Consider the following 17370-nt stretch of genomic DNA (forward strand, 5'->3'; position numbering starts at 1 on the left):
GAAATGGCGGCATGGCCGTGCTTCGATATCCTCCCGGCGAACGGATAAGCGGGAGAGAATATTTTGGACATGCGCGAACGGTACGGACCATGGGCCCTTGTCGCGGGGGCATCGGAAGGAACCGGCGCCGCTTTCGCCCGCCAACTGGCGGCAGCGGGCATCAACCTGATCCTCGTGGCCCGGCGCGAGGGGCCGCTGGCAGAGCTTGCCGCCGAAATCGCGCGGGACCACGGCGTCGACTGCGTCACCGGCTCGATCGATCTGGCGCTTGAGGACGCGGCGGATCGCATGGTCGATCTTGCGGACGGGCGCGAGGTGGGGCTGCTGATACTCAATGCCGGTGCCGATTCCAACGGCGCGCTGTTCCTCGACGGCGCACTGGCCGCTTGGGAAGCGCTCGTCACGCGCAATGTCATGACCACGATGCGGGCGTGCCATCGCTTCGCCGGACCGATGCGCGCGCGGGGGCGGGGCGGCATCATCCTGGTCGGCTCGGGCGCGTGCTATGGCGGGCTACCGGGGATTACCGTCTATGGCGGCAGCAAGGCTTTCGATCTCGTCTTCGGCGAAGGGCTCTGGGCCGAACTCAATCCCCACGGCGTGGATGTGCTGAACCTCATCATGGGGCGCACCGACACGCCCGCGCACCGCGAACTCATGGCGCGCAAGGGGCACGCCTTCCCTGACAATTGCGCTTCGTCCGAGGATGTGGCCGCGCTCGGCCTTGCGCGGCTGCCGCATGGGCCGGTGTGCAACTGGGCGCTGGAGGACGAGGAAGTGGGCTATGCCGGAACCTCGGCCAGCGCCCGCCGCGCGCGTATCCAGCAGATCGCCAAGGCCATTGCGGGATAGCCGCGCCGATCAGGAATGCGGGGCGGCGGGCACGCGAATGCGCGCGACAAAGCCGCCCTGCGCCCTGTCCTCGAAAGACAGCGCGCCGCCGAAGCGCATCATCAGCCGGTGCGCCGTCGGGATGCCAAGGCCGAAGCCGGGCACGTCCCGACTGCGCGCCTCATCGATCCGGAAGAACGGGGCGAGGACGTCCGTGAAGTGGCGGGCCGGAATGCCGGCGCCCGGGTCCTCCACCTCGATGTTCCATCCATCGGCCGTCTTGAGCAGCCGCACTTGCGCCGCGCCGCCGAACCGCACGGCGTTCTCGACCAGTGCCGAGAGGGCCAGCCTGACCGGTTCGACATAAGTCCGGGTCTTGGCATCGCCCGGACCGGAAACCTGCACGCAGTCGCCATAGGCCCCGGCCGCGCCCGCGACGAGCGCGCCCAGATCGACCTCTTCGGGCTCGCTGGCGATATGCTGGGCGCGAAGGTAGCCCTGAAGCGACGCGATCAGCGCCTCCATCTCCTCAATGCTGCCGCCGAGGATGTCGGCAAGCTCCCGGTCCTCGACAAGATCGACAACAACCCGCTGGCGCGCGAGCGGTGTACGCAGATCGTGGCTGATCGCCTCGAACGAGCGGGCCTGATCCTCGACGAGCCGGGCGATGCGCTCCTGCATCACGTTCATCGCATGGGCGAGATCGCGCAGATCCGCAGAGCCCTGCTCGTCGATCTCTACACGCTGGCCATGGCCGATCGCATCGGCCGCGCGCGCAAGCCGCCGCAAGGGCCGGGTGAGCACGCCCAGCGCCAGAAGACCGACCGCAAGACAGGCGAGCGCGGTCAGCAGCGTCAGCACGGTCGCGCGGGCCGCGACCGGCCAGGTGCCGCCGATGTCGCTGGACCGGAAGTTCAGCCACGTTCCATCGGCGAGCCGCATCGAACCCACCAGATCGCGCCTTCCCTGGGGCCCCGGTGAATAGGCGAGATGGAATTCACGGCCCGCCAGCGACGGCTCCCACCGGACGACTTCACCCGCAATCGACCGCAGCGGGCGCGCCATCTCGGCGCCGGTCACGAGCGGTGCGGCGGCAACGTGCGCGTCGAGATGACGGGTGGACATGACCTTCACCACCTGCCCCGCGTCGATGCCATGGATGCGCTCGCTCACGACCAACAGTTCGGCAATCCGCCGTGCGTGGTCCTCGCGCAGGGTCTGGCGGTCGATCGACTGATAGAACAGCAGGCTGCCAGCCAGTTGGACCAGCCCCAGCAGCAGAAGCAGGATCGCGGCCTGCACCGGAAGGCGCGAGGAGCGTAATCGTGGCAAAGGCACCTCTCTCGGCGGGCGCCTGCGGTTCCTGTGCTTGCCGCGCCTCTTGCAAGGCCTCTCATCACAGGGGGAGCGCGTCAATCTTGCAGGGGTGTCCGGCAATGATTTGACACGAGCCGAGGGCGCGGGCCGGCATCGATTATGCCCTTCGCAGGCACCAATCAGGTGACGACGCGGTGCCTAATCGGCTTTCCCACATTGCTCTATTCAGGGCCGCATACCCCGAGTTCACGATCACGATGGAGACGTTCCCATGACCCACCGCATCGATCACAATCTTGCCGCCCCCGCCGGAATGAAGGCACTGGGCCACGTCTACGGTTATGTGATGACAAGCGGACTCGATCCCGCCTTGGTCGATCTGGTCTACTTGCGCGTTAGCCTCATTAACGGCTGCGCATATTGCATCGACATGCATAGCCGCGACTTGCTGGCCAAGGGCGTCAGCACGGAGAAGCTGGTGCTCGTGCCCGTCTGGCGCGAGGCACGGCCCTTGTTCAGCGAAGTCGAACAGGCCGCCCTCGCCTGGGCGGAAACCGTCACCCGCGTTGCCGATACGGCCGTGCCCGATGCCGAATATGAGGCCGCCGCCCGCGTCTTCGATGCCAAGCAGCTGTCCGATCTGACCATCGCGATCGGGCTGATGAACACCTACAACCGCCTTGCGATCTCGTTCCGCGCCGCGCCTGCCGCCGTCGCGAAGCTGACCGGGGCGGCGTGAGAGAGCCCATGGACCCGATCTATACCGCGCAGGCCACTGTCCTTGGCGGACGTTCCGGTTGCGTTTCAAGCTGCGACGGGCGGCTGCGGGTCGATCTTTCGACCCCGGCCGCCCTTGGCGGCGACGATGGGCGCGGCACCAACCCCGAACAGCTCTTCGCGGCTGCCTATGCCGCCTGCTTCCTCGCCACCTTGCGGATGGAAGCGCAGGAGCGCGCCGTCGCACTGGCGTCGGACAGCAATGTCACCGCGACGGTCCGGCTGCGCGGCGGCGATGCATCGGGGCCGGTGCTGGCCGTGTCCCTTTCGCTCGACCTGCCCGGCCTGCCCCCCGAACTGGCGGAGGAACTGGCGGCGAGTGCCCACGCCCGCTGCCCTTATTCGAAAGCGGTGCGCGGCAATGTCGAGGTGCGCATCGACGTGACCTGATCAGCTCTCGATGCCGTGCGCCCAGGGCTGGCGCGCGAAATGCTCGCGCAGGAATTCGAGCAGGACGCGCACCCGCGCCGGGCGCGCGCGGCCGGGCGGCGTCACCAGAAAGACCGGGCCCGACGGCGGCCGCCAGTCGGGCAACAGTTCCACCAGCGAGCCTTCTTCAAGCTGCTTCCAGACGTAGAACTCGGGCAGGATGGCCAGCCCGATCCCGGCGACGAGCGCGGGTATCATGGCGATCGGGTTGTTCACCCGGTAACAGCCGTCCATTCGCAGCGCGACCGCCTCATGCCCCTCCCGTTCGAACACCCAGTCCTGCCCCCATGAAACATGGGTCGGGATCACCGCCGGATAGCGCGCCAGTTCCGAAGGGTGGGCGGGCATGCCCCTCGCTTCGAGCAGCGCCGGCGCGCCAAGCAGCGGGCGGCGGAACGAGAACAGGCGGCTGGTCCTGAGGCTGGAATCGACGCCCGCCCCGACCTGTATCGCGGCATCGAACCCCTCCCCGACAAGATCGACATGGCTTTCGCGCAGCGTAAGATCGACACGCACTTCCGGATAGGCCCTGAGGAACTCCGGCAGCGCACAGGCCAGCGCGTCGGTGCCGAAGCCCGACATCGAGGCGAGCCGGATCGATCCGCGCGGCACTGCCGCCTCCTCCAGAATATCGGCCTCTATCGCCGCGCCGTCAGCCAGGATGCGCATCGCGCGCTCCAGCGACAGCCGCCCCGTCTCGGTTAGCGAGAGCTTGCGCGTGGTGCGGTGGAGCAGCGTGGTCCGCATCCGCTCCTCAAGCCGGGTCACGGTCTTGGAAACGGTGGTCTTGGCAAGGCCGAGTTCTTCGGCGGCGTGACTGAACGAACCCTTTTCCGCGACTTTCGCGAAGATGGCCCATGCCTCGAAATCCGGCAGATGCGGCATGCGTGCCCCTTCACGCGATTGAACAAGGCAAGGCTAGCACAATGATCCGTCACGCGAAATCGCTCCGGGCCCGCCTTGTCTTCCAAACATAATGGGCAGCGATTACGCATCAGGAAGGCAACAATCAGATGCCCATCAGCCCGCTAATCGGAATGTCGGCGGCAGCGTATCTCAGGATCAACGAAACCGAACAGGGATAGCCCCCATGAACATTCTGCACATCGATTCGAGCATTCTGGGCGACGCTTCCGTTACCCGCCCGCTTGGCCGCCGCCTTGTCGAAAGGCTCCTTGCCGAGAACCCCGGCGCGAATGTGACCTATCGCGATCTCGCCGCCGATCCGATCCCCCACCTGAGCGGCGCCTATCTGGCGGCCAAGAGCGGCGCGGCAACTGATGCCGACTTCACGGCGGAGATCGCGCTTGGCGATGCCGCGATCGCCGAATTCCTTGCTGCCGACGCCATCGTCATTGCCTCCCCGATGTACAACTTCAGCATTTCCAGCCAGCTCAAGGCCTGGATCGACCGCGTGTGCCAGGCCGGCGTGACGTTCGGCTATACGGCGCAGGGCCCGGTGGGACTGGTCGCCAACAAGCCGGTCTACCTCGTCACCGGACGCGGCAGCGCTTTCGTTCCCGGATCGCCGGTTGACGGCATGGACTTCCAGACGCCCTATCTCAAGGCCGTGCTCGGCTTCGTGGGCATCACGGATGTCACCGTGGTCCACGCCGAAGGGCTGGCCCTCTCCCCCGATGCGCGCGGCACTGTCGTCGCCGCTGCCGAGGCCGCTATCGATACTCTCCCTCTCCCCGCGCAGGCGCTCGAACTTGCCTGATCTCCATTCGAAAGGAACCGAACTCATGACTCGCTTCACCAACAAGAAAGCCCTCGTCATCGGCGGCAGCCGCGGTATCGGTGCCGCTGTCGTCAGGAGACTTGCCGTGGAAGGCGCCTCCGTCACCTTCACCTACGCCGGTTCGAAGGACGCGGCCGAAGCCCTTGCCACAGAGACCGGCGCGACCGCCGTGCGCTCCGACGCAGCGGATCGCGACGCGGTGATCGCCACTGTCCGCGATGCCGGGCCGCTCGACGTGCTGGTCGTCAGCGCGGGCGTGCTGGTTATCGGCGATGCGCTCGAACTCGATCCCGACGCGATCGACCGGATGATCGACGTTAACGTGCGCGCGCCCTACTTCGCCTCGGTCGAAGCGGCGCGCACGATGCCCGAGGGCGGCCGGATCGTGGTGATCGGCTCCACCAATGGCGACCGCATGCCCTTCGCGGGCGGAGCGGCCTATGCGCTCACCAAGTCGGCCATGCAGGGCATGGCGCGCGGCCTTGCCCGCGATCTTGGCCCGCGCGGCATCACCGTCAACGTCGTGCAGCCCGGCCCGGTCGATACCGACATGAACCCGGCAAATGGGCCGATGGCAGATGGCATGCACAGCTTCATGGCGATTGCCCGCCATGGCCAGCCCGATGAAGTCGCCAGCCTCGTCGCCTGGTTGGCGAGCGCGGAAGCCGGCTTCGTTACCGCCGGTCTCTACGCCATCGACGGCGGCTTCGCGGCCTGATCCTTATCCCGCGCGTTCAGACCGAACGAAATCGCAGCGTGAAGATCACGCCGTTCGGGACGTTCGCGCGGGATTCCAGTTTCCCGCCCACCTTGCGCATCAATTCGCTGGCGATCGCGAGACCCAATCCGGAACTTCGCGAAAGATCCCGCCGAGCCGCCTCGAAACGCGCGAATATCTGCGGATCGTAAGTGGGAAGCCCGGGCCCCGTGTCGGCCACATGGACTTCCGATCCCGGCCCTACGGCAACCGTGACGCGGGTGCCGGGCAGCGTATGTTTCGCAGCATTTTCCAGCAGCGAATCCAGCACCCGGCCGACCAGATATTCCGAAGCGAAGACCTCCATGCGCGGCAAGCCGACGATCTCGACGACTTGCCCTTTCGCCATCAGCAGCGGCACGATGGCGGCCACGCGGTCTTCCACGACCGAGCGCAGTTCGACCATTTCCTCCGGATCGCAGGCCATGGCGTCCACTTCCGCCACCAGCAGCAGGCGCTCGACAATCGCTTCGACCACATCGATCTGGCGAAGCATCCGCATCTGCACTTCGGACGGCCCGCCCTGCCCCGCCAGCAGGCGCAGAATGGCCAGCGGCGTGCGCAGTTCGTGCGCTGCATCCGCCGCGAATTCCCGCTCGATCCGATAGGCGTCCTCCACCCGGTCCAGCGCCGCGTTGAAGGCGCGCAGCAGCGGAAGCACTTCTTCCGGCATGCCTTCGGTATCCACGCGCTGCTGCAACTGGTGGGGAAAGACCTGCTCGACCTCGCGCGAGGCGCGTTTGACCGGCGCCAGCGACTGCCGCACGATGTAAGTGTCCACCGTCAGCAGCCCGACCAGGAAAATCGCCAGAAGTCCGCCGCCAACCATCACGATCTGGGCGCGCAGATCGTCGAAGATCACGTCGGGGTGATCGAGGTTCTGGACGATCACCAGCCAGCTTCCCGGCTCGCGGACAAGCGGCATGCTGATGCCCGAATAGATCTTCGAGCCGCGCACACGCCTGAAATAGGTGACGTCCGGCCGGGTCGGCACGGCGAGCGAGGGAGAGGACTTCAGGTTGTCCACGGCGATGCGGCGCCCCCGGTCCTCGACCCAGAAGCTGAAGCTGCTGCCCCCGCCGCGCAGGGCCACGGCTGCCTCTTCCGAGATCGTCCAGCCTTTCGAATGGCGCTCCAGCCCCGCCTGCATCTTCTGCGCATATTCGTCGAGGACCTGCCGCTGGAGCCGGTCTCCCGTGCTGTCGATCAGCAGCCACGCACCCAATGCGGCGAACACGGCCGTAATCAGCGTGGCGGCGGCGTGAAGGACGAGAATCCGGCGCAGGACGGAAGGTGTGCGCATCATTTCTCCTGCGCGGACCGCAGCAGGTATCCCAGCCCGCGCACGGTCACGATCTCGGCGCCGACGTCCAGCGACATCAGGCGCTTGCGCAGCCGGTGCACACTCACTTCGGCGGCGTTGGAGGAAAATTCCTCGCCAAGGCCGAAGAACGCCGACTCGATCTGCGATTTGCGCACCACTTTGTCCCGGTGGCGCATCAGGAGATCCAGAAGCTGCACTTCGCGCGGGGCGAGTACGATCGTGGTATCGTCCACACGCAGGGTCTGCGAGGCGACATCGTACCGAAGCTGGCCGCAGGCGATCGCGCCGCCCTGATCGCCCGTGGCCCGCCGCAAGAGCGCGGCGACGCGCGCGATCAGTTCCTCGGCGGCAAAGGGCTTGGGCAGATAATCGTCCGCCCCCGCATTGAGCCCGGCCACCCGGTCCGCAATGGCCGATCGCGCCGTCAGCACCAGCACCGGCAGGAAATGGCCCGCCGCACGCAACTGGCGCAGGAGCACGATGCCATCCTCGTCCGGAAGGCCGAGATCGAGCAGCATGGCGGCGTAATGTCCCGTTTCGACGAAGGCGCGCGCCTCATCGGCTGTAGAAACGATGTCGTTGGGAAACCCCGCCTCGGCCAGATGGAGGCCGATAAGCTCTGCCAGTTCGGGATTGTCCTCGACGATCAGCAGCCGCATGCCCCGCTCCCCGCAAGGCTTCAGGCATCTCAGCCGGAGCCGGCATGCCGTTGCCGTGGTTGCTCAGAGCGTATTCCGTTCGTTCCGAACCGGATTGCGCTCTGTTTATCGTTTGTTTGGCGCATTTTCCGAGTCGTCAGGTGATCCCACCTGACTTGAAAATGCTCAAACATCTTTCATGCTGCGGCGATGCGGGAACCGCATACGACCGGCACGCCACACTGCACCAATGTGACACAATACGGCAAGCGCAACATCATCTTATCCGGCTGTGCTTGTAAGGTCGCCGTAAGCCGGGACGAGACATAGTAAACAGGCAAGTCATCATTGGAATATTCCGTTCCGATCTTGCAAGGCGAATGTCCCGGCGCCTGGCGCCATTGGCTGGGGGTAGCATGACCCACGAGCTTATTTCTACGACGTGTGTATCTGCGGGTGACGGCTTCTACGTGTCACCGAACTTGCATGGACGAGGACGAGAATCTCCCGCACCGGAAATGATGGATCAGGTCATCGCCTGGCGCATCGATACTTTCCGCATCGCGGGCGACGAAGTGCCGATCTCGACGATCTGGCCGATCACCATCAACGGCTCCGTCGACACCACCGAGTTCTTCATCCTTCGACCTGACGGCAATATCGAATATCCCGACGGTGCATCGCCTTGCACCGGCAAACCCTCGCTGCATCTGGTTAACAGCGAAATCCATTAGATCGACGCGGTTGTTCACCGAAATCCCCCCAGCGCTCCGCCGTCCGTTTCGCCGCCTGAAAAGCGGCCGCAGTCCCTTTCCGCCGGGCACGACGGCCCCGGCAAACTTTCGAGGTCGAACGCCGCAAGCAAGGAGCATCCACCATGTCCATCACGATGTTCGTCGCGATGAAGAACTCACTCGCGCAGGAAGGAATGTGCCGGATCCTGGCCGATTCCGCCCTTGGAACCGCCGAGCCCCTGCGCAGTCTGGCCGCTCTCGCTCCCGCGCTGGCAGGGCGCCATGAAGAGGCCATTCTGGTCATCGACAGGTCGATTTGCGGCGCCGACGGTGCAGCCACGCTGGGTAACCTCCTGCTGCGCTATCCCCGGCTCCGCATCGTCGTACTGGTCGAATCTTTCGAATTCTCGGAAATGGCAGCGCTCTACATGGCGGGCGCGCATGCCTACTTCCTGATCGACTCGCCCTGCCAGTCGCTGGTTTCGATGATGCAGATGGTGGCGATCGGACAGCGGGTAGCCCCGCCCGAGATCATCGACATGGTCGACAACATGCTGGTCGTCACAAGCCGGAGCGCGCCGCACAGTTCGAGCGTGGAGGACTACAAGTTCAACACCCGCGAACTCGATGTCCTCGCCAGCCTGCGCAACGGCTTGCAGAACAAGACGATCGCCTACGACCTCAATGTCACCGAAGCCGCAATCAAGGCGACCGTGAAGTCGATCCTGACCAAGCTGGGTGCGCGGAACCGGACTCAGGCTGCCGTCATGGCGCGCGAGATGTCGCTGTGCGAACCCCGCCCTCGCTACGAGATGTCCGGAGAAAGTCTCCCCCGCGCCCGCAGCAGCCACTGACGCAAGGCGCGCCGGTCAGGCCGCCACGAAGGGATTGCGCGCCACGAGTGTCCGCAGACGGTCGCCAAGATCGCCGGGAATAGCGACGCTGTCGCGGTGATAGTTCCGCTGCCCGGCCCCGGCCTGTTCCACCAGATCGTCGTGCATGCCGCCCATAAGCCCGTTGATCGCGCTTAGGAAACGGGACATGCGGTAGACCTGCTCATCGGGCTGGAGCGTGCGCATCACGTCGTAGAACGAGACCTGACGGCTCACGACCTTGCGCATCATGTGAAATTGATGGCCGCTAAGCGAACCGCTTTCCAGCCAGCGCTTCAGCCGGTGGAATTCCTCGCGCCGGAAGGCGAGGAACCCGGCGGAGGTGTCGAGTTCTACGGACTCGACTTCCCGGCGCACCGCCATCCATAGCGGCCGAGACAATAGCAATCGCAGCATCAGGCCATAGCCCAATACCGCCATGCGCCGCCGGTTGCGAAAGGCATCCTGAAGATGCCCCATGACTGCAACGGTCCAGCGGAACAGCCGCGGCGCCTTGTGCCGCTTGCCGTGGAGCACCAGCGCGAAGCGCAGTTGCTTGTAGGCAGCGCGGATATTCTTGTAGCGCACCCGCGCGTCCGGCGGCAGGTCGCCGGAAACGATCAGCGTATGGGCGAGCGCGCGCATCTGCACCGGGTCTGCGTTTTTGCTCCAGAACTGCATGCACAGATCCAGACAGCGACGCATCTCCTCCTCGCTGCAAGCGATCGGGATCGGATCGGGAAGGCTGACGACGGGATCGACCACGTCGTTCACCTCGACCGCCTGAAACAGCGCATCCAGCGTCTCTGCCGGGAAAGTCCGGCCCCCGTTCACGCCCGCGCTCCGCCCGTCATCACGTAGACCAGTTTCTGCCGCTCACGGTAGGCCCAAAGCGTGGGTACCAGCATGAACAGCGCCTTGAGCGAAACGCCCGCGACATAGGCGAGACCCGCGCCGGTCAACCCGTAGAAATGGATCAGAACGAACAGCAGCAGCGCATAACCAGCCGCCGCCGTGCCTTCCGCCACCAGTGCCGAGCGCTGGCGCCCCGCCATGTAGAGCAGCGATTCCAGCGGGAAGCTTGCCATCGTGACGATCAGCGACGCGGTCATGAGCTGGAGCAGGTCGTATGCCTCGACATAGCGCTTGCCGAACACCAGGCCGATGACCGGCTCGCCGCCAATGATGACCACCAGCAGGATCAGCGCGCCGATCGCACCGGACATTACGGCACTGCGAATGGCCAGTTGCCACGGATGGCGACTGGTCGGATCGAGCCGCATGATTTCCGGATAGAAGCTGCGGGACATAAGGTCAGCCGGCTTGCTGGCGGAATCGAAGAATGTGGCGGCAATCTTGAACAGGCCCGCGCTCGTCGGGCCCAGCATGGCGCCGACGATGAGGTTGCTGACCGGCCCCCAGGCCGCCCAGATCGAATGGGCGATATTGGTCGTCCACACGAAGTCCCACGCAGCCGACAGCCGCCGCCCCGGCCCAAGCAGGCCCGGACGCAGCGCGCCCCGGATTTCCCGGCGGCGCAGTTCCTGCACCGACATTGCCCAGAGGCACAAATCGCCCGCAAGGTCCGCGATGTACCAGGTGAGCACGAAGCCCACGAAACCGAAGTTCCCGAAATAGGAAATGGCGCCCCCAAGGGCGCGCAAGGCCGGCGTGACGAGCTGCTGGAGGGCGATCTGGTCGAACCGGTCCAGCACGCGCAGGATGCCCGACGGGGTGGCCGCCGTCATCGTCGGGATCAGCGTGCAATAGAGCATCGCCAGCCGCACATCTTCTGCCGGGATGTCGAACCAGTTGGCCAGGAACGGCAACAGGATCAGGCCCCCGGCCAGCCCCACCAGTCCGCTGGCGAGGTCGAGCCCGAAGGCGAAGCCGGTCACGTCGCGCAGTTCGTCAAGGTCGCCCCGGCCCAGTGCGGGGGTGCCGTAGCGGACGATGAATTGCCAGGTCTGGAACTTGACCAGCGCGCCCACGCCGTTGGCGTAGGAATGGATGATGACGAGCGTACCGAACAAGGCCGGGGACATGCCGCGCCCGGCGCAGGCCAGTGCGATCAAGCCCAGCAGCGCGGCGATCAGCTTGGTCGAGCCGAGATAGGACGCATTGCGCAGGATCGTGCGGAACACGCCGTCCGAAAACCAGTGTTTCACGGCCTTCATCACGCGGCCTTTCGTGCCGGGGCAGCGCCCATGGCGGCAAGCCGCTCGGCAATCGCAGCCTTCGCCTCTGCGAGGACCTGCTCAAGCGGGGCTTCGGCATCGATCTCCACGACCGGCGCGCCTTCGAAGGTCAGGCGCGGCACGTCGGCGATCTTGCGCGCGAGCGACGACAAACGGTGGTCGGGCTTGCGCGCCACTGCCACGTCGAGCGAGACATTGAGCCGCAGCACGAGATCGGGACGGGTCGCCACCATGGCCTCATACTGCCGCCGTTCGGACCGTGCGAGCATGCCGACAAGGCCCTTGGCTCCGGCATGTGCGAGGCCCAGCCCGTCCATCGGACCGGGCACACCCACTTGCGGGAAACGGTCTGCGATGATCGCGTAGCCATCGCGGCGTGCGCGCATCATGCGGCGGAAACGGCGCACTCGCCGCATCGAAAACAGATAGATCACCAGCGCGGCGCCCAGCCCCGGACCCTTGTCGGTCTGTGCCTTCTGCGCCTTGGCGTGGATCGATTTGTCGAGCTTGCCGCCCAGCAGCGGCAGGCGGCCGATGGCGCGGCCGATATTGCCGGACTGCTTGCCCAGATGGCAAATCCGCGCAGGTCGCTGCTCGTCCAGCCAGGCACGAAGCGCCTCGGTCACGGTCGATTTGCCGGAACCGTCGCAACCGACGACAGCAATGAGGGGCGGAAGGGAAGCAGAATTCATCGTCGGGCCCGAATTAGGAAAGCGTGGTGGTATGCGTCATGTTTGCAGGCCGTGCCGCCGCAGCACGCCGCGAACGGTGTCGAGCACCTCACGGTAGGGCCGCGTGGCATCGACATCGACGATCTGCGCGCCGCCAAAGCGCAAAGTCGGCATCACGGCAAGCTTCTTTTCCAGCATCGCACGCTCATGATCGGCCTTGCGGCCCATCGCGGTGTCAACATCGACGTTGAGCCGGATCACCACGGTGGGGCGATAGGCTGCCATGCCGTCGTATAATGCACGCTCCCGCGAGGCGAGCCGTTCGACCAGCGCCGAGCCCTTGCGCATCCACGACAGGCCCGGTCCGTCGAAGCTGCCGGGGATTTCGGCCTGCGGGTAGCGATCGGTGACCACTTGCACGCCCTGCCGCCGGTAATCGAGAACCTTGCGAAAACGCCGCTTCCGGGCAAGCGAGAAGGCAAACATCGCCAGCGCCGTGACCAGCCCCGGCAGGCGCTTGTCGGACGCTTTGCGCTCCGCCGCCCGTGCGTCTCCCTCATGCGCGCGCTTGGCCTTGCTGGTCAGGAACGGCTCGACGATCCGGCCGATCAGCGGCACCTGGCCGATCTTGCGACCAAGGTCCCCGGTGCCGAGGCCGAGATACATCGAACGCGTGGGAGCCTGCTGCTCCAGCAGTGCCACCAGATCGCGGGCAAGCGTGGATTTGCCCGAACCGTCGCAGCCGACCAGCGCGATGCAGGGCGCCAGGGCAGAATCATCCGCAGTGACGAGCGACAGAGCCGGTCTCTGCGCGAAAGAGGAATCCAACGGAGTGCAGGACGCGATCTCGCGTGGAGACTTTTGTATCGTCATGATTTCGTTGGCCGCTCCTGCCGCTCTTCCGAAGCGGGGGGCTGCGGGAAAAGCTCGTGGGTTCAGGTCGAGCCCTGCTTCCTAGCCTGCGAAGCTGACGCGAAGCTGATGGCGACAAAAGTTTTCGGGCCAGTTTGACGGTCGCCCGAAAGCTGGCGTAGTCCCGGTTCGTCCGCCTCCGATGGGGCGCCTGAACCATCCGGCGATCCGTCTGGCTATCCCGCAAACCGACGTGGAGTCCCCTTTTGCCCCGCCTGCTGATCGCGGAAGACGATGTCGATCTTGGCCCGGCGATGAAGCGGGCGCTCGAACTCGACGGCTATGTCGTCGATCTTTTCGCGCGCGGCGACGACGTGCTCGTCGCTGTCGGGGTGGGCAGTTACGACGTCATCCTGCTCGACATCGGATTGCCGCACATGACCGGCCTCGAAGTGCTGCGCGCCTTGCGCGCGCGGCGCGACGAGACGCCGGTCATCGTCATTACCGCCTTCGATCGCACGCCGCACCGCGTTGCCGGACTCGATGCGGGAGCGGACGATTATGTGGTCAAGCCCGTCGATCTTGAGGAACTGGCCGCCCGCATCCGCTCGCAATTGCGCCGCCGTGAGCGCCGGCATGACGATAGCCTCAGCGTTGGCCGGGTCACGCTGGACTTCGCCGGACATGTCGCCAGCATGGACGGCGAGGAAGTGCTGCTGACCGCCAAGGAATTCCGCGTTCTCGCGCTACTGATGCGGCGCAGCCGGCGTTTCGTTTCCAAGACCGATCTGGAGGGCGAACTCTACGATCAGGACCAGTGGGTGGAATCGAACACTATCGAGGTCGCCATCTCCTCGCTGCGGCGCAAGTTCGGGCGCGACTTCATCCGCACGGCGCGCGGGCTGGGCTACATGGTCGGCGGGTTGGAGGCGTGAAGCGCTCCTCGCTCTCCACCCGGCTCTACCGCCGCGTGCTGATGCTGCTGGCGATCACCGGTCTGGCCATGGGCGCGATCCTCTATTCGGTCGCCAGCGTGGAGATCGGGCGCTCTTCCGACGCCCAGCTCGTGAATGCCTCGCGCCTGCTGTACATGATGATGCAGGACGAACTGACCGCCGGCGTGATGGTGGCGCGGAGCAACGATCTTGCCGGAAAGGCCGATCCGCTGCTGTCGGCCGAGGAAAAGAAGGCGTTCCGCGCCTCCTATGACTGGTGCATGTTCGCGGTGTTCTGGAAAGGCCAGCCGGTCGCGCAGTCGAGCTGGGGCGCGCCGGTCGAACTGGTCCCGCGCCAGCCGGGCCTGCACGATTTTACCGCGCTGGGTGAACGCTGGCGCAGCTATGGCCTTCCGGGCCGCGATCCCCGGCTGCTGGTGGTGGTGGCCGAACGCGACGCCATGCGCGAGTTCTCGATCGGGCCCGTCGTGCGCAGGCTCGTGCTGCCGCTGTTCCTGTTGCTTACCGCTGCCATGGTCATTCTCTGGTGGACGCTGCGCAAGAGCCTGTCCGAAGTCGAGCGGCTCGCCGCGACGCTCAACGCGCGCACGCTGGCGGATCTGATGCCGCTGGTGCCCGAGGACTGGTCGCGCGATCTCGGGCCGCTGATCGTGGCGCTGAACAAGCTCTTCGCGCGGCTGGAGCAGGCCTACGAGCTGGAGCAGGCCTTCACCGACGATGTTGCGCACGAATTGCGCACGCCGCTGGCGGCGATCCGGGCGCAGGCGCAATTGCTGCGCAAGACCGCACCCCAGCCGATCGTGGAGGACGTGAACCGCCTGCTGGCCGTGGTGAAGCGCGCCAACGACCTTGTCGACGGCATGCTGACCCTTGCCCGCCTCAATGCGACGGCGGTATCCGTGCGTTCGGTGGATATCCACGCGCTGGTGGCGGATGTCGTGGCTGAGGCCCTTATCAACCTGCCACCCGACGAGATCGAATTTACCGTCCTGCCCGAGCATGTGGTGCGCTGGACATGCGATCCCGCATCGCTCCAGATCGCGCTGGCGGCGGTGATCCACAATGCCGTCCGCCATGCGCGGGAGGGCGGACAGGTCGACATCGCCATCATCCGCACATCCGATCACCTCGTCGTGACCATCGGCGACCGGGGGCCCGGCGTCCCTGCCGAAGACCGCGACCGCCTGCTGCGCCGCTTCGAGCGCGGCGCAGCGCCGTCTTCCGGCAGTGGTCTCGGGCTTTCCATAGCGGTCAAGGCCATGACGCTGGCGCGGGGGTCTATTGAGCTGGTGGATCGTCAGGACGGCCCCGGCCTGCTGGTCGTGCTGACTTTGCCCGCTGCCCGCTAAGTATACTCGGGGCGAGCCCCCTTCCGTCCTAGGGGCGGCCCTGATGGCATGATCCCTGAGACTCGGCGACTATCCGCCTATGTCCACAGGAGGAATCACCATGAGCAGACGGATGGCCACTCTGGCATTGGCCGCGCTTCTGACCGCGTGTGCCTCGACGCCCACCGTGAACTTCGACTCCGATCCCAACGCCAATTTCGCCTCGTTCCGGACTTATAGCTGGGCCTACCGGAAAGTGCCGAACGGCATGAACCCATTGCTGACGGAGCGGATCCGCGCCTCTATCGACACCGAACTGGCGAACCGAGGCTTTACCCAGGCGGACCCCGGCGATTTCGCCGTGGGCTTCACCATCGGCTCGCGAGACCGCGTGGAAGTGACAGACTTCGGTTCTTACGGGCCCTACTTCCGTCCCTGGGGCGGCTGGAGCGGTTGGGGCGGATCGCGCGTCGATGTGCGGAACGTGACCGACGGTACGCTCGTGATCGACATCTACGACACGCGCACCAAGGCGCCCGTCTGGCATGGCACGGCGACCCAGCAGGTTACGCAGAGTTCGGTGACGCAGGAAAAGATCGATACGGCGGTGCGCGCCGTGTTGGCCAAATTCCCGCCCCCACCTGCGAAGTAGAACGGCGGCGGGGCCGCTGCTCAAAAGGCCTCGGCAATACCCAGATAGACCGCTCTGGAATCCCGGCCGACCGCCAGATCCAGACGCAGGTTGATATTGGTCTTGCGCGAGGGCTGATAGCGCAGACCCACGCCACCGGCGGGAAGGAACTTGGTATCGTCCAGCCGGTCAAGACGCGGCGCGGTTCCGCCGATGCCGCCGAAAGCCACCGCGCCGAACCGGCCAAACAGTTGCCGCCGCCATTCGACCTGCATGGCCCAGCTCGCACGGTCGCGGTAGCGGCCCGTCTTGTAGCCCCTGAGGTCGTTCTTCTGCCCATAGAGGCACAAGTCGTAGAACGGCGCACCAGACGAAGCGCCGCAGAGGCCGCCGTGCAGCGCCCAGACCGTCTTGCTTCCGCTCGGCACGTACCAGCTGACGCCGGCCGTCAACTTGCGCGAAGTGAAGTCTCCTCCGAGCACTTTCAGGCTCAACAGCCATTCGGCATGGGCATAGACGCCGTGGCGTGGATTGAGTGAATTGTCCCGCGTGTCGTAAGTCACGACGGGGCCGATCTGGGCAAGGTCGGTATTCTCCTGACCCGGCGGGATCGCCAGATCCGGATAGGTCGGATCGAGGTCCTTCTGCGTGGCATCGACGCTGGCGTAGAACATCCGCACCCCGGCATAGAGCCCCGGCGCTACCCGAACCTGCCCCTGAAGCCGGACCACCGCGATCTTCTGGTGCAAGTTCGTGGAGATATTGCGGTCCCCCGCCTCGGGGCCGATGCCGTAGTAGTCCATGACCAGATCGCCTGCGCCCACGGCCGCACTCAGGCGGTAGCGATCGCCGTCAAGCGACATGCTGTGAAAGCCGCCCACCAGCCAGTTGCCATTGCTGGTCTTCATCGCCGCGCCACCGGTGATCCACGGCGACGGCGCGTTGTTCGGGTTGTAGAAGGCAACACCGGCCACGACCAGTCCCGTGCCGAGCGTGGGATTGGTGATCGGCAACGGTACGGCAAGGATGTCCTTTCCGCTCTTGCCGGGGGCTTCCTTACCGCTCACGGCTCTGGCGACCGCTTCGGCCTGTTCGTCCATATCGTCGATCTGGTCGCCCGGTCCGTCGGCCAGCGCTGGCGTGCTGACGCAGACCAGCATCGGCACGATGAGACAGCCCAAGCCCCGGCGCGGCGCGAGGGCTCCGCGAATGCGGGCCCACGCGCGTGGGCCCGGCGATGGCTGGTTGGCTGGCATCCCGCTTATCGGCCTAGGCCCTTCCCGCAGGCCATATAATCGGAAATTACCCTGAGCT

19 protein-coding genes are annotated in these 17370 nt (G+C 65.6%); 10 read left to right on the forward strand and 9 right to left on the reverse strand.

Annotated elements, in window-relative coordinates:
• The first annotated feature begins 69 nt into the window (after positions 1–69).
• Positions 70–852, forward strand: a complete 783-nt coding sequence (locus AC1VVM_RS19810; protein ID WP_482957187.1) for an SDR family NAD(P)-dependent oxidoreductase — start codon at positions 70–72, stop codon at positions 850–852.
• Positions 853–861: 9 nt separating this feature from the next.
• Here AC1VVM_RS19810 and AC1VVM_RS19815 read toward each other — a convergent pair whose 3' ends face one another.
• Positions 862–2169 (reverse strand): ATP-binding protein, encoded by a 1308-nt coding sequence (locus tag AC1VVM_RS19815; RefSeq protein ID WP_482957188.1) that lies wholly within the window; start codon positions 2167–2169, stop codon positions 862–864.
• A 250-nt stretch (positions 2170–2419) separates the two neighbouring features.
• Here AC1VVM_RS19815 and AC1VVM_RS19820 point away from each other — a divergent pair, with 250 nt between their 5' ends.
• Together AC1VVM_RS19820 and AC1VVM_RS19825 are read left to right on the forward strand one after the other, a co-directional pair.
• Positions 2420–2887 (forward strand): carboxymuconolactone decarboxylase family protein, encoded by a 468-nt coding sequence (locus tag AC1VVM_RS19820; protein WP_482957189.1) that lies wholly within the window; start codon positions 2420–2422, stop codon positions 2885–2887.
• A gap of 8 nt (positions 2888–2895) precedes the next feature.
• A complete protein-coding gene (locus AC1VVM_RS19825) occupies positions 2896–3315 on the forward strand; it encodes an Ohr family peroxiredoxin (protein ID WP_482905470.1) in 420 nt (139 codons plus the stop codon).
• On the opposite strand, the gene AC1VVM_RS19830 is transcribed toward AC1VVM_RS19825, so the two are convergent.
• A complete protein-coding gene (locus tag AC1VVM_RS19830) occupies positions 3316–4239 on the reverse strand; it encodes a LysR family transcriptional regulator (protein ID WP_482905471.1) in 924 nt (307 codons plus the stop codon).
• Positions 4240–4444: 205 nt separating this feature from the next.
• On the opposite strand from AC1VVM_RS19830, the gene AC1VVM_RS19835 reads away from it, so the two are divergent.
• Together AC1VVM_RS19835 and bdcA are read left to right on the forward strand one after the other, a co-directional pair.
• A complete protein-coding gene (locus AC1VVM_RS19835; protein ID WP_482957190.1) occupies positions 4445–5074 on the forward strand; it encodes an FMN-dependent NADH-azoreductase in 630 nt (209 codons plus the stop codon).
• Positions 5075–5099: 25 nt separating this feature from the next.
• Positions 5100–5813 carry an SDR family oxidoreductase gene (bdcA, locus tag AC1VVM_RS19840; RefSeq protein WP_482957191.1) on the forward strand — a complete coding sequence of 238 codons (714 nt, stop codon included), beginning with the start codon at positions 5100–5102 and terminating at the stop codon, positions 5811–5813.
• 16 nt (positions 5814–5829) lie between these two features.
• Here bdcA and AC1VVM_RS19845 read toward each other — a convergent pair whose 3' ends face one another.
• Both AC1VVM_RS19845 and AC1VVM_RS19850 read right to left on the reverse strand, forming a co-directional pair.
• On the reverse strand, positions 5830–7155 hold the full coding sequence (locus AC1VVM_RS19845) for a sensor histidine kinase (protein ID WP_165912140.1): 1326 nt from the start codon (positions 7153–7155) through the stop codon (positions 5830–5832).
• On the reverse strand, positions 7155–7835 hold the full coding sequence (locus tag AC1VVM_RS19850; protein WP_482957192.1) for a response regulator: 681 nt from the start codon (positions 7833–7835) through the stop codon (positions 7155–7157). Before AC1VVM_RS19850 ends, AC1VVM_RS19845 begins: the two co-directional genes overlap by 1 nt.
• A gap of 395 nt (positions 7836–8230) precedes the next feature.
• Between AC1VVM_RS19850 and AC1VVM_RS19855 the strand changes: the two genes are divergently transcribed.
• Together AC1VVM_RS19855 and AC1VVM_RS19860 are read left to right on the forward strand one after the other, a co-directional pair.
• Positions 8231–8548: a hypothetical protein gene (locus tag AC1VVM_RS19855; protein ID WP_482957193.1), complete on the forward strand. Its 318-nt coding sequence runs from the start codon at positions 8231–8233 to the stop codon at positions 8546–8548.
• Between the two features lie 143 nt (positions 8549–8691).
• Positions 8692–9402: a LuxR C-terminal-related transcriptional regulator gene (locus AC1VVM_RS19860; RefSeq protein ID WP_482957194.1), complete on the forward strand. Its 711-nt coding sequence runs from the start codon at positions 8692–8694 to the stop codon at positions 9400–9402.
• Between the two features lie 15 nt (positions 9403–9417).
• On the opposite strand, the gene AC1VVM_RS19865 is transcribed toward AC1VVM_RS19860, so the two are convergent.
• From AC1VVM_RS19865 to AC1VVM_RS19880, 4 genes are read right to left on the reverse strand one after another with little or no spacing between them, the layout of a single operon-like run.
• Positions 9418–10254: a hypothetical protein gene (locus AC1VVM_RS19865; protein ID WP_482905476.1), complete on the reverse strand. Its 837-nt coding sequence runs from the start codon at positions 10252–10254 to the stop codon at positions 9418–9420.
• Positions 10251–11597 carry a lipopolysaccharide biosynthesis protein gene (locus tag AC1VVM_RS19870; protein WP_207904663.1) on the reverse strand — a complete coding sequence of 449 codons (1347 nt, stop codon included), beginning with the start codon at positions 11595–11597 and terminating at the stop codon, positions 10251–10253. The genes AC1VVM_RS19865 and AC1VVM_RS19870 overlap by 4 nt, the downstream gene beginning before the upstream one ends.
• Positions 11597–12310: a nucleoside/nucleotide kinase family protein gene (locus AC1VVM_RS19875; RefSeq protein WP_482905477.1), complete on the reverse strand. Its 714-nt coding sequence runs from the start codon at positions 12308–12310 to the stop codon at positions 11597–11599. The genes AC1VVM_RS19870 and AC1VVM_RS19875 overlap by 1 nt, the downstream gene beginning before the upstream one ends.
• A 36-nt stretch (positions 12311–12346) precedes the next feature.
• Positions 12347–13162 (reverse strand): nucleoside/nucleotide kinase family protein, encoded by an 816-nt coding sequence (locus AC1VVM_RS19880; RefSeq protein WP_482957195.1) that lies wholly within the window; start codon positions 13160–13162, stop codon positions 12347–12349.
• Positions 13163–13407: 245 nt separating this feature from the next.
• Between AC1VVM_RS19880 and AC1VVM_RS19885 the strand changes: the two genes are divergently transcribed.
• The 3 genes from AC1VVM_RS19885 (at position 13408) to AC1VVM_RS19895 (ending at position 16077) form a co-directional block, all read left to right on the forward strand.
• Positions 13408–14076, forward strand: a complete 669-nt coding sequence (locus AC1VVM_RS19885; protein WP_482905479.1) for a response regulator transcription factor — start codon at positions 13408–13410, stop codon at positions 14074–14076.
• Entirely contained in the window at positions 14073–15446 is a 1374-nt protein-coding gene (locus AC1VVM_RS19890) for a sensor histidine kinase (protein ID WP_482957196.1), read from the forward strand. The genes AC1VVM_RS19885 and AC1VVM_RS19890 overlap by 4 nt, the downstream gene beginning before the upstream one ends.
• A 100-nt stretch (positions 15447–15546) precedes the next feature.
• Complete coding sequence (locus AC1VVM_RS19895) at positions 15547–16077, forward strand: DUF4136 domain-containing protein (protein ID WP_482905481.1); 531 nt, start codon at positions 15547–15549, stop codon at positions 16075–16077.
• A gap of 20 nt (positions 16078–16097) precedes the next feature.
• On the opposite strand, the gene AC1VVM_RS19900 is transcribed toward AC1VVM_RS19895, so the two are convergent.
• Positions 16098–17237, reverse strand: coding sequence for a BamA/TamA family outer membrane protein (locus tag AC1VVM_RS19900; protein ID WP_482905482.1), 1140 nt, complete (start codon positions 17235–17237; stop codon positions 16098–16100).
• Between the last annotated feature and the right edge of the window lie 133 nt (positions 17238–17370).

This window comes from Novosphingobium sp. BL-S-33 (genome assembly GCF_056857025.1).